The 12,752-nt window shown below is 43.8% G+C and carries 11 protein-coding genes; 6 read left to right on the top strand and 5 right to left on the bottom strand.

Translation table 11 applies throughout. From position 1 onward, the window contains the following. The first annotated feature begins 101 nt into the window (after positions 1 to 101). The 5 genes from GGE08_RS00610 (at position 102) to GGE08_RS00590 (ending at position 5,909) form a co-directional block, all read left to right on the top strand. Positions 102 to 779 carry a TetR/AcrR family transcriptional regulator gene (locus GGE08_RS00610; protein WP_179382984.1) on the top strand — a complete coding sequence of 226 codons (678 nt, stop codon included), beginning with the start codon at positions 102 to 104 and terminating at the stop codon, positions 777 to 779. Then, positions 780 to 2,441, top strand: a complete 1,662-nt coding sequence (locus GGE08_RS00605) for a peptidase domain-containing ABC transporter (RefSeq protein ID WP_179382983.1) — start codon at positions 780 to 782, stop codon at positions 2,439 to 2,441. 11 nt (positions 2,442 to 2,452) lie between these two features. Beyond that, positions 2,453 to 3,805: an HlyD family secretion protein gene (locus GGE08_RS00600; RefSeq protein WP_179382982.1), complete on the top strand. Its 1,353-nt coding sequence runs from the start codon at positions 2,453 to 2,455 to the stop codon at positions 3,803 to 3,805. After that, positions 3,789 to 5,207 carry a TolC family protein gene (locus GGE08_RS00595; RefSeq protein ID WP_179382981.1) on the top strand — a complete coding sequence of 473 codons (1,419 nt, stop codon included), beginning with the start codon at positions 3,789 to 3,791 and terminating at the stop codon, positions 5,205 to 5,207. The genes GGE08_RS00600 and GGE08_RS00595 overlap by 17 nt, the downstream gene beginning before the upstream one ends. An 81-nt stretch (positions 5,208 to 5,288) precedes the next feature. Beyond that, entirely contained in the window at positions 5,289 to 5,909 is a 621-nt protein-coding gene (locus GGE08_RS00590) for a thioredoxin family protein (protein WP_179382980.1), read from the top strand. Here GGE08_RS00590 and GGE08_RS00585 read toward each other — a convergent pair. From GGE08_RS00585 to GGE08_RS00565, 5 genes are read right to left on the bottom strand one after another with little or no spacing between them, the layout of a single operon-like run. Then, complete coding sequence (locus tag GGE08_RS00585; RefSeq protein WP_179382979.1) at positions 5,892 to 6,611, bottom strand: energy transducer TonB; 720 nt, start codon at positions 6,609 to 6,611, stop codon at positions 5,892 to 5,894. The genes GGE08_RS00590 and GGE08_RS00585 overlap by 18 nt on opposite strands. Positions 6,612 to 6,660: 49 nt before the next feature. Then, positions 6,661 to 7,365, bottom strand: coding sequence for a tRNA pseudouridine(55) synthase TruB (gene truB, locus GGE08_RS00580; protein ID WP_257023921.1), 705 nt, complete (start codon positions 7,363 to 7,365; stop codon positions 6,661 to 6,663). A gap of 30 nt (positions 7,366 to 7,395) precedes the next feature. After that, entirely contained in the window at positions 7,396 to 8,190 is a 795-nt protein-coding gene (locus GGE08_RS00575) for an undecaprenyl-diphosphate phosphatase (protein WP_179382977.1), read from the bottom strand. Between the two features lies 1 nt (position 8,191). Next, on the bottom strand, positions 8,192 to 8,458 hold the full coding sequence (locus GGE08_RS00570; protein ID WP_179382976.1) for a DUF3098 domain-containing protein: 267 nt from the start codon (positions 8,456 to 8,458) through the stop codon (positions 8,192 to 8,194). A 9-nt stretch (positions 8,459 to 8,467) separates the two neighbouring features. Next, the gene (locus GGE08_RS00565; RefSeq protein ID WP_179382975.1) at positions 8,468 to 9,346 is read right to left on the bottom strand and encodes a cell division protein FtsX; all 879 of its coding nucleotides are present in this window, start codon (positions 9,344 to 9,346) and stop codon (positions 8,468 to 8,470) included. A gap of 89 nt (positions 9,347 to 9,435) precedes the next feature. Here GGE08_RS00565 and GGE08_RS00560 point away from each other — a divergent pair, with 89 nt between their 5' ends. Then, positions 9,436 to 12,528 carry a leucine--tRNA ligase gene (locus tag GGE08_RS00560; protein ID WP_179382974.1) on the top strand — a complete coding sequence of 1,031 codons (3,093 nt, stop codon included), beginning with the start codon at positions 9,436 to 9,438 and terminating at the stop codon, positions 12,526 to 12,528. Positions 12,529 to 12,752 lie beyond the last annotated feature (224 nt).

Raw genomic sequence — 12,752 nt, 5'->3', positions numbered from 1 at the left:
AAAGTAAGGGAAAAATCGAAGCGTTAATTGAAAGTTAAAGTATTACTAATCGATAGTAATACTTTTATATTTGCGAGGCAAAATTTTAAAAGTGATGTGCGATGGATTTATTGATGCAGTCCCTGAAGATCGGGGTTAACGAAAAACTTTACATTAAAGACCCCGAGTCCTCCACTTTGGGAAAGAATATTATTGAACACAGTATCCTGATGATCGATGAACTTGGCTTTGATAGTTTTACGTTCAAGAAATTGGGCGTAAAGATCAACTCCAACGAAAGCTCCATTTACCGATATTTTGAGAACAAACACAAACTTTTGCTGTATTTGGCCACTTGGTACTGGGGCTGGGTAGAGTATCGCATGGTATTTGCCACCAATGGTATAGATGATCCCGTCAAAAAGCTGGAGAAAGCCGTGGAGGTTTTGACCCAGAATGTGGAGGAGGACAGCACCATTTCGCATGTGAACGAAGTAGTGTTGAACCGGATAATCATCAACGAGTACTCAAAATCCTATTTGGTGAAGGAGGTCAATCAAGAGGATAAGGATAGTTTTTTTATCGTTTGTAAACGATTGGTCAATCGCTTGAGCGATATGATTTCTGCCGTGGACCAAAAGTACCCCTATCCCATAAGTTTGGCAAGCAATGTCATGGAAGGGTCGCTCCACCAGTATTTTTTAAAGGAGCATTTTCCCACGCTTACCAATTGCAACAGCACCATTTCACCAACCGAGTTTTTTACAGACCTCATTTTCCGTACTTTAAATAAAAAATAGATGGCAAAACAAATACTTACTTCTTGGCAGCGACTCGTCAACTTGTTAAAATTGGACAGAAAAGATGTACTTCAGGTCTTTTACTACGCTATTTTTTCAGGTTTGGTGGGTTTATCACTTCCATTGGGTATTCAGGCTATTATCAACCTGATTCAAGGCGCACAGGTAAGTACCTCATGGATTATACTTGTAATCTTGGTCACCTTGGGGGTTGCCTTTTCGGGTGTCTTACAGTTGATGCAAATACGCATCATTGAAAATATCCAGCAAAAGATATTTACGCGGAGTTCGTTTGAATTTACGTATCGATTCCCCAAAATAAAGATGTCCGAGCTTCGGAATTACTATCCCCCGGAATTGGCCAACCGCTTTTTTGATACGCTCAACATACAAAAAGGGGTATCCAAACTTTTGATTGATTTTCCAACGGCACTCCTGCAGATTGTTTTTGGACTGCTTTTATTGTCCCTGTATCACCCTTTCTTTATTGTTTATGGTGTGTTGCTTTTGGGATTGATATATGTGGTTTTTAAGTATACCATATCAAGGGGTCTGGAGACGAGCCTTGCGGAATCCAAACAAAAATATAAGGTCGCCCATTGGATCCAGGAAGTGGCCAGAAGCATTGTCAGTTTCAAGCTTTCCGGTAAAACCAGCCATGCACTCCAAAAGAACGACTATTTGGTAAGTGGCTATTTAGAGGCACGGGAAAGCCACTTCCGCATTTTGGTGCTGCAGTTTATCCAGATGATCGGATTTAAAATCTTGGTCACCGCTGGCTTGCTGATCATAGGAGGGCTTTTGGTACTGAACCAAGAGATGAACATTGGGCAGTTTGTCGCCGCAGAGATTATCATTTTATTGGTGATCAGTTCGGTGGAAAAACTTATTGTTGGATTGGAATCCTTTTACGACGTGCTTACTGCATTGGAAAAGTTGGGCCAAGTGGTGGACAAAGAAGTAGAAACGGATCAGAAGGATTTGGAACTTTTTGAACAAGAAGATTTTAAAATGGACTTGGAGAATATTGTTTACAATGTTCCAAAAACCGATATCAATATACTCAGCGGACTTTCGATGAGTATTGAGAAAAAAGATCGGATATTGATTACAGGGGCCAATGGATCCGGAAAATCCACCTTGTTGCACCTTATTTCTGGACTTATTGAACCCACTAGGGGAAGCATCTATGTAAACGGTGTACGCTTGAAATCCGAAAATTTGAACCACTTTAGGTCCAAAATAGGACAATCCTTAAAATTGGAGACCCCCTTTGAGGGCACTCTTAAGGAAAATATCACATTCGGTAACCCTGAAATTACGAAGGAAGACATACTTTGGGTGCTGGATGTTACGGGACTCAGCAAAGTGGTCAAGGATATGGAAGATGGTATCGATACGGTTATTTTTCCCGAAGGAAAGCAAATTTCATATACCGTGGCCAAAAAGATCGTGCTTGCAAGAAGCTTGGTAAAAAGACCTAAGCTCTTGGTGCTACGTGATCCGTTAGATCAGTTTGACGAAGATGAGACCACGCGTATCATGGACTTTTTAACCGACCCGGCCCAGCCATGGAGTCTGGTCGTGGTAAGCGATGATAAAAAATGGGTAAACAAATGTGGTCGTATCCTGACCATTGAAAATGGAACAATTAAGCAATAACGCGAAACGCCATGTTGAATATTTCTAAATCAGTTTTAAATAGAAAGGTAGACCTTTCCCACTTCAGGGCAGTCCAAAGGGTATCCCACCGAAGACATTACAAGCATTTCAATCGGTTCCTTGTGGTGTTCACCGTTATTCTTGTAATCATTTTATTCCTGCCTTGGACCCAGAACGTGTCAGGCAAAGGTTTTTTGACCACCTTAACGCCAGACCAACGTCCACAGACCATTCAATCCCCAATACCGGGTCGGATTGAGAAATGGTTTGTTCGTGAAGGGGATTTTGTGGAGAAGGGCGATACGATTTTGCATATTTCTGAAATCAAGAATGAGTATTTCGACCCCAATTTGGTGGAACGGACAGGGCAACAGATCAGGGCCAAAGAAATGTCGGTTACCTCCTATCAAGAAAAGGTAAGGGCTTTGGATGCCCAAATAGCGGCTTTGACCACCGAAAGAGCCTTGAAATTGGAACAAGCGCGGAACAAATTGTTACAGGCCAATTTAAAAGTGGAGAGCGATAGCATCGATTTTGAAGCGGCCAAAACAAACATTATGATTGCCCAAAGGCAGTTTGATCGTACCACACAATTGGAGTCCGAGGGACTTAAGGCAGTGACCGATGTGGAGGAAAAACGCCTTAAGCTGCAAGAGACACAGGCTAAATTGATTTCGCAGGAAAACAAACTCTTGGCTAGTAAAAATGAGGTGTTGAACGCCCAAGTGGAAATTACCAGGGTAGAAGCGGAGTATGCCGACAAAATATCCAAGGCACGAAGTGAGAAGTTCACCGCCCAATCCAATCAGTTCGACTCAGAGGCCCAAGTGACCAAGCTGGAGAACGAATTTACCAACTATTCCATTCGGAATGACTTGTACTACATTCGGGCGCCGCAAAGTGGATTCATAAACAGGGCCATTCAAGGAGGTATAGGGGAAACCTTCAAGGAAGGCGACCGATTGGTAGGCATTATGCCGGCAAAGTACGATATGGCGGTAGAAACCTTTGTGGAGCCAATAGACCTGCCTTTGATACACCTTGGGGAAAAAGTACGGATACAGTTTGATGGTTGGCCCGTGATTATTTTCAGCGGATGGCCCAATGTGTCCTATGGAACCTACGGTGGGGTAGTCGTCGCGATTGAGACCTTTATTAGCGATAATGGGAAATATAGGGTTTTGTTGGCTCCAGACCCGGAGGACCATCCCTGGCCCAAAGACCTTAGAGTAGGGTCGGGTGCCAATACCATTGCCCTATTGGAGGATGTCCCCATCTGGTTTGAATTATGGAGACAGTTGAACGGCTTCCCGCCCAATTATTATCAACCCGAAAACAAAAGTGCAAATGCTGCAAAGAAATAGAAGTTTACTTTTATACTGTACCCTCTTTTTCTTTTATATAAGCTTTTCTCATGCCCAACAGGATTCGTTAATGGTCCTCGGGTTTAAGGAGTATTTGGGCTATGTAAAAAAATACCACCCCGTGGCCAAGCAGGCCCAGCTGACCATCGCCATTGGTCAGGCGAATTTAATGAAGGCCAGGGGAGGTTTTGACCCCAAAGTCGAGGTGGATTACAATCGGAAAGAGTTCAAGGGAACAGAATACTGGGACAAGTTAAATGCAACCTTCAAAATACCTACTTGGTTCGGAATAGAACTTAAGGGGAACTTGGAACAGAATGAGGGCAGTTTTTTGAGTGATGAAGCAACTGTTCCCGATGATGGTCTGTACAGTGCAGGGGTATCCATGTCCGTTTTGCAGGGATTTTGGATCAATGAGCGCATGGCCACCCTCAGGAAAGCCAAATTCTTTAGGGAGCAGTCCAAGGCAGATCAGGATTTATTGGTGAACCAAGTGCTGTATGACGCCGCCCTTGCCTATTTCGATTGGTTACGCGCCTATCGCGATGCACAGGTTTTTGAGGATTTCTTGGAAAACGCAGAGGTCAGGTTTCAGGGCGTTAAGAGCAGTGCCCTTGCAGGCGATATTTCCATTATCGATACGGTTGAAGCAAAAATCGCTGTCGAAAATAGGGCGTTGAGCCTAGAGCAAGCCAATGTGAAGTTGATGAAACGATCATTGGAGCTATCCAATTTTCTTTGGATAGAAGATGTCCCTGTTGAGTTACAGGAAAATATTGTGCCCAATTTGGACGTGGAAGGCGAAATTGACACCACTTTGGAGATTTTGGGCAAACCTTTGGACAGCTTTACCTTGGAGAACCATCCCAAAATACGTTCCCTCGATTTCAAAATCGATGGACTTGTGGTGGACCGCCGCCTAAAAGCCAATAAACTGCTGCCCAAACTGGATGTGGAATACAATTTTATTACCGAAACCCCTGAATTGATCAATTCCTTGGTCACTGAAAACTTCAAGGGAGGTTTCACCTTCAGCGTACCCTTATTTTTACGAAAAGAGAGGGGAGATTTAAAATTGGCCAAATTTAAACTGAGGGATGCGGAATTTGATCGCGATAATGCCCAAGTTGAAATTCAGAATAAGGTAATCGCCATTTATCGTGAGTTGGACTCCTACATTACCCAAAATACATTGATCGCCAATATCGTGAGGGATTACGGCACTTTGCTTCAGGCGGAGGAACGAAAGTTCAGTTTTGGGGAAAGTTCCCTCTTTTTGATCAACTCACGGGAAAGCAAACTCATTGATGCCTATCTGAAACAGAACGAGATGCAGAACAAGTTCTTTTACACCAAAGCGATGCTGTTCAAGAGCTTGGCCATCAACCCGGAGGCACTGTAAGGAATCCGTTTCAAAAACAACCAATGATAAAAGTCACCAAATAGGCGATAGCTCATGGTTACTTTTGCAAAAACATTTTTTATGGAAGTTTTGGAGAACGATAAGTTGGAGTTGGTACAGGATTTTATTCCCAAGGCGATGGATTATTCCAGATACCGTAAACTGGTAAGTGAGTTGGCCAAATTGGGTAAGACAACCGGTCCCAACCAGTCCGAAGCCATGATCAACTATACCAAGTTGAGCGACCGTAGAATGGTTCGCTGGGAGAAAACCTTCAACATTTCTGAGGAAATTCAAGAAAAGTTGACCCACTTGGATAGGGAATTAACTTTCTTGGTGCTCACCGAAAGCTGGTGCGGAGATGCTGCGGCAAGCTTGCCCATACTTCAAAAAATTGCGGAATCAACACCTAAAATCGACCTCAAAGTTGTGCTGAGGGATGAAAGCCTGGAATTGATGGATGCTTTTTTGACCAATGGTGCCCGTTCCATTCCCAAAGTGATTGTTTTAGACAACTCCCAGCAAGAAATAGTTGGTGAGTGGGGTCCAAGACCAAGCCTTGCCACCAAAATGGTGGAAGATTATAAAGCGGAACACGGTAAACTTACCGATGAGTTCAAACAGGAATTACAGCTTTGGTACAATAAGGACAAGGGACAAAATATACTACAGGATATCCTAAAGCTACTTGCTCTGGAATAGATAGGTGATGGTTCCGATCTGTGCTGCTTTGGAATCGGGACTGAATCGAGCCTTAAGTGCGTAAGCGATGGCATTGTCTACCAAACAACCGTTGTCCGTCCCCGAACTTTTATCATTAAAACTTGCTTCGGTAACATAGCCATTGTTATCTACGGTAATGTTCACCACTACCTTGCCGCCTTCAATGCAGGTGTAGATGGGCGGAGGGAGGTAATAGGCATTGCGCTCCACCAAAGAGTACGAAATGGAGGTGCGTCTATCTTTCAAGTAGTTGGTGAATTCTTCTTTTTGGGCGTCGCGTTCGCCGAGCTTTTGCTTTTTTTCGTCCCGTTGGGCCTTTAACTGCTTCAGTTGCTCCTCAAATCCTGAATTATCGGCATATTCGCCCGTTTCGCTGTTCAGCGCCCTTTCTTCCATAAGTTCCTCCAGTGTCTTCAGAGGTTCCGGATTGCCCACACTTGGCTTTGCAGTTTCATTGAGGGCCATATGGCTTTTGATAGGGTCGTTGGCGGCCTCCATCTCCTCAAGTCGTTGTTCCTCTTCTTCCAGGAGTTTTTCGATATCCTCGTCGGCCAAGCTCATTTCAATCACATATTCATCCTCCTTCATACCTCCTAAGTGAATGTTGAAAAGCAACAAAACCACTATGGACATAGCGAAGAAAGTAATCAAAAGTGATAACTGGCTCTTGTTAAGGTTCATGGTCTAACTTATAACCGCTTTTTTTCTAAAATATTTTATCCCAACCCCTCTAGGTTGAGGTGTTTACCCCTAATCTCTCCTTGAACATTTGGGGCGTTGTAGCATTATCTACGTTAAAATCCCCTATTTTGGTTCTTCTGAGCTCGGATAAGTAGGCACCCGAACCCACTGCCTTTCCAAAATCGTGGGCCAAGGAACGGATGTAGGTTCCTTTGCTGCACACCACCCTAAAATCCACTTCGGGAAGGGCAATTCGGGTAATCTCAAACTCCAAAATCTCGATTTTCCGTGATTTTATCTCCACTTGCTTCCCTTCACGGGCCAATTCGTACAATCGTTTTCCGTCCTTTTTTAAGGCGGAAAAAATAGGCGGCACTTGTTCAATTTCGCCCAAAAATGGTTTGGTGGCTTCGTTGATAGCATCATCTGTAATATGTTCTGTGGGAAAGGTTTCGTTAACCTCGGTTTCCATATCGTAGGAAGGCGTAGTGGCGCCCAAAGTGAAGGTTCCTGTGTACTCTTTCACTTGTCCTTGAAGCTCGGGGATTTTTTTGGTGAATTTACCGGTGCATATAATCAATAAGCCCGTGGCTAAGGGGTCTAGGGTTCCGGCATGGCCAATTTTTATCTTTTTGAGACCAAATTTTTTGCGGATGGCCCACTTCAGGGCATTTACCGCTTGGAACGAGCTCCATTCCAGTGGTTTGTCGATCAATAAAATCTGACCCTCTAAAAAATCTTCTTTGGTGTTCAAAAACTTGGGGTTTGGGGCAAATATACTCATCTATCCCCAAATACTCCACGCAAGAGCGATGAGGCCCACAACCAAACAGTAGATGGCAAAATAGGTTAGCTTGCTTTGGCGCACCAGTTTGATCATCCACGTACAGGCGGCCAGTCCAGCGATAAAGGCGGCAACAAATCCCGCACCCATGGCCACAGCTTGGTCGCCATGAAAGGAAATTTCCCCTCCCATCAAATCTTTGGCCACTTTGCCCAAGATCAACGGAACTACCATCAAAAAGGAAAAACGAGCTGATTTGGTCTTATCAACCCCCAAGAGAACCGCAGCTGAAATAGTGGCGCCACTTCTGGAAATTCCGGGAAGTATGGCTACGGCTTGCGCCATGCCAATAGCAAATGCGCTGCGGAAGGATACGTTTTTATCGGTGGTTTTCGCCAAATCTGCCAAATACAATAAAAATGCAGTAATGATCAACATGATGCCCACAATCACAATAGCACCATCGAAAAAGACCTCGATAAAATCATTCAAAAAAAGACCGACCAAGGCGGCAGGTATCATGGAGATGATAATTTTTAAGGAAAACTGGGTTTCCTCGTTCCATTTGAACTGAAATAGGCCCTTGAAAATGTCAAAAACATCTTTCCGAAATACCACTAACGTACTCAAGGCAGTGGCAAAGTGAAGGATCACGGTGAACAACAAACTTTCTTCGGGAACGGCCTGAGCGCCTAAAATGGCTTTTCCCAATTCTAAATGACCGCTGGAGGAAACAGGCAAAAATTCGGTCAATCCCTGAATAATCCCAAGGATAATGGCATCAATCAATTCCAAATTACTCTTTGTTTTTCTTGTTAGGATTCAACAAAATGGCATAGACCTGAATGCCAAGCCCTATCAAAATCAAGGTCGGCGCAAGGCGTATCCGTCTAAAATTGTAGATTTCGGGATTGAAAACCTCTGGGTTGTCGCTTCCGCCTCCACTCATCAAAATATAACCAAGGGCTATAAAGGCAATGCCGATAAAGAGAAAGAGGTAGTTTTTTCGTTGAAAAACGAACTCCTTTGTCGGTTTTTGACCGTTTTTGTTGTTCTTGCTCATATCGCAAAGTTAATAATAAAGATCGTCCGTCCTTAAGTTCAAAAAACGTTGGGTGGCAAAATGCGTGCTGGCCCAAGAAATGATTACGCCCAAACCGAAAACGCCAACAAACAAAAGTATGAGGACGATGTAATCCTGCAACAAGTTCAGTTCGGGGAAATTTTTATCGATATAATATACCAAAACGCCCAACCCGATAAGGGCAACAACAGCGCCTGCCATACCAAGCTTAATGTTGGTCCAAATAAAGGGCCTGCGGATAAAGGTCTTGGTGGCACCCACCATTTGCATCGTTTTGATGATAAACCGTTTGGAGTAAATGGACAGGCGAATGGAGCTATTGATAAGCAACACGGCAATGAGTGTAAACACAGCACTGGCCACCAAAATCCAAAGGCTTATTTTCCGAGCATTGTTGTTCAGCAACGAAATCAAGGGCTTATCGTAGCTTACTTCATCCACGTATGCTTTTTCGGTTATCTCCGCAGCAATCTCATCAATCTGTTGTGGCGATACAAAGTCGGCCTTTAAGTTGACATCAATGGAATTTTTAAGGGGGTTGTACCCCAAAAACTCCACAAAGTTTTCTCCGATGTCCTCACTATACTGCTCTGCGGCATCTTCTTTGGAAATATAGGCTGCTGATTTGGTGTACTCGGCAAGGGCAAGGCTTTTTTGCAATTGGTCGATTTCAACGGGTTTGGCCGTATCCTTCAAGTACACTGAAATGGTAATCTGTTCCTTAAAGTGGTCGGCCAATTTTTTGGTGTTGAGCACCAAAAGACCCAGGACACCTAAAAGAAACAAGACCAAGGCAATGCTCAAAGCCACGGAAAAGTAGGAGGAGATCAGTTTTCGGCGCTGATATCGTTCAATATATTGGCTCATACGGTAGAATCAGTATGTAAAAATAGAAAAGTAAATTGTATTTAGGGGATTAAACCTATTTTTGCACACGAAATTGAACAAGATTAACAATGAATTACGATTTCCGCGAGATTGAGGCCAAATGGCAGAAGTATTGGGCAGAAAACGAAACCTTTAAGGCATCCAACGATTCCGACAAACCTAAATTTTATGCATTGTCGATGTTTCCCTACCCGTCCGGTGCAGGTTTGCACGTAGGGCATCCGCTGGGTTACATTGCAACGGACATCTATTCACGTTACAAACGTCACAAGGGGTTCAATGTGTTGCATCCCATGGGCTACGATTCCTTCGGGTTGCCCGCAGAGCAATATGCCATCCAAACGGGTCAACACCCTGCCATCACTACGGAAAACAACATCAACAGATACCGTGAGCAGTTGGACCAGCTCGGTTTTTCTTTTGATTGGAGCCGCGAAGTACGTACCTCCAACCCACAATATTATAAATGGACGCAATGGATCTTTATCCAATTGTTCAATGCGTGGTACAACAAGAAATCCGATAAAGCGGAAAGCATTGATAGTTTGATTTCCATTTTTGAAAAAGAGGGAAATAGCAATGTCGAAGCCGCTTGTGATGATGACACTCCAAGTTTTGATGCAGCGACCTGGAATGGCTATTCCGATAAGGAAAAGCAAGAAATCCTTTTAAAATATAGATTGACCTATTTGGCCGGTACCGAAGTGAACTGGTGTCCCGCTTTGGGGACTGTGTTGGCGAACGATGAAATCGTAAACGGAGTTTCCGAGCGCGGTGGACATCCTGTAATCCGCAAAAAAATGACGCAATGGAGTATGCGCATCACCGCTTACGCACAGCGTTTGTTGGACGGATTGGACAAAATTGATTGGCCACAACCTTTAAAGGATTCCCAGACCAACTGGATCGGACGTTCCGTTGGGGCTTCGGTTACTTTTAATGTATTGGACGCTGAGCGTAGTCGAAGCGACCAAGAGGTGATTACGAATGACGATGTCACTTCGAGCGCAGTCGAGAAGCCTTACGAGATAGAAGTCTTCACCACTCGCCCCGATACCATTTTTGGGGTAAGTTTTATGACCTTGGCCCCAGAGCACGAGTTGGTGGCTAAAATCACTACGCCAGAACAAAAAGCTGAGGTGGATGCTTATGTGGAAGCCACGGCAAAACGGTCCGAGCGCGACCGTATGGCCGATGTAAAAACCATTTCGGGGGTGTTCACGGGAGCGTATGCGGAGCATCCGTTTACCAAGGAACCCATTCCTATTTGGATTGGAGACTACGTATTGGCCAGCTACGGAACAGGAGCGGTAATGGCCGTACCCTGTGGCGACCAACGCGATTACGATTTTGCCAAACATTACAACATACCTATTCCCAACATTTTCGAAGGGGTCGATATTTCCGAAGAGGCATTTGCCGACAAGGAAACAACTGTTATTGCCAATTCTGATTTTTTGAACGGTCTTTCTTATAAAGATGCCATGAAGAAAATCATTGCTGAATTGGAACGAATCGGACATGGCAAGGGCAAAGTGAATTATCGTTTGCGTGATGCCGTATTTAGCCGTCAGCGGTACTGGGGCGAACCCTTCCCCGTGTATTATGTGGACGGTATGCCGCAGATGATCGATGAAAAATATTTGCCTTTAGAACTGCCCGAAGTAGAAAAATACCTCCCCACCGAAACAGGCGAGCCACCATTGGGCAATGCCACCGAGTGGGCATGGGACGCGAAGAACAATAAAGTAGTTTCCAATGACCTTGTCACCCTGAGCGCAGTCGATGGGTCAGACAAGGGGGATGAGATGCTGAATCAAGTTCAGCATGACGGTATTTATCCATTGGAATTGAATACCATGCCAGGTTGGGCAGGAAGTTCCCAATACTTTAATAGGTATATGGATCCACGGAATGATGACGCTATTTTCTCTCCCGAAGCCATCAACTATTGGCAAGATGTAGACTTGTATATCGGAGGAAGTGAGCACGCAACGGGCCACTTGTTGTATTCCCGCTTTTGGCAGAAGTTTATGTTTGATATGGGCTATGTGCCCAAAGACGAATTTGCCAAAAAGTTGATCAACCAAGGGATGATTACGGGGACGAGTGCGTTTATGCTTCGGAAGATTATTGATGTAAATGCAGTTGTTAAAAGTAATTCGGATATTGAAGAAATAACTTTTCAAGCAACAATAATTACTGATGAGGATTCAGTTCTAAAGTATGAAGAAGCGAAGCTTGAAAAAATTGCTAAAGAACAGTTTGATAAATTCCTTTTAGAAGAAGGTAAAAGTATTGAAGTACTTGAAATAAATTATGATACTTCCAATATGCACCTTTCAATAAGAGTACCTGTTGAATTCGTTAATGCTTCTGATGAATTGGATGTAAAAGCATTTGTTAATAGTCCCTATGGGAAAGATTATAAATATGCATTCTTTGATAGTAATAAAACCTATCGAGAAATCGAAAAAATGTCCAAATCCAAATACAATGTCGTCAACCCCGATGCCATTTGTGAGGAGTACGGGGCAGACTCGTTGCGTTTGTATGAAATGTTCTTGGGACCCTTGGAGCAATCCAAGCCTTGGAATACGGCGGGGATTACAGGAGTACATTCCTTCTTAAAGAAACTATGGAAGTTGTATGCGCCATATACAAATGGGTCGCTGAGCGGAGCCGAAGCGGAACCCACTGCCGAAAATCTAAAAACCTTGCACAAAACCATCAAAAAGGTGGAAGAGGATATCGAGAACTTTTCGTTCAACACCTCTGTATCCACCTTTATGATCTGTGTAAACGAATTGACGGCCCAGAAATGTACCAGTAAAGCTATTCTGGAGCCATTGGCTATTTTGGTATCACCTTATGCGCCACATATAGCCGAAGAGCTGTGGAGTCGTTTGGGGCATACGGAATCTATTGCGGAAGCGCCTTTCCCGAAGTTTGAGGAAAAGTACTTGGTGGAAAGCAGCAAGGAATATCCGATATCCTTTAATGGGAAAATGCGTTTCAAATTGGAATTACCGTTGGATATGGGCAAGGATGAGATTGAAGCCGCTGTTTTGGCCCATGAAAAAACAAAAGAGCAGTTACAGGGCAGGGAACCCAAGAAAGTCATTGTGGTGCCGGGCAAGATTGTGAATATTGTCGGGTAATCCGATACATCGTTGCTGTCATTCCGAACTTGATTCGGAATCTCATACAATTAAATCAGTTTTATCGGAACCTGAATCAAGTTCAGGTTGATGAAAACGTCACCTTACGATAAAATCAATACGATTCTTATAGAAATACCCTAAAAAAGCATGCCACTCGGCATGCTTTTTTATTTTCAGAACAGGGTAGCTATAAAAAATAGGGGTGTACACATTATGAAATA

It is taken from the genome of Allomuricauda sp. ARW1Y1, from assembly GCF_013407935.1.
In the GTDB taxonomy this organism is placed as follows: Bacteria; Bacteroidota; Bacteroidia; order Flavobacteriales; family Flavobacteriaceae; genus Flagellimonas.
The sequence above is the reverse complement of the archived record's forward strand: the minus strand, read 5'-3'. Positions and strand labels throughout refer to the sequence as shown.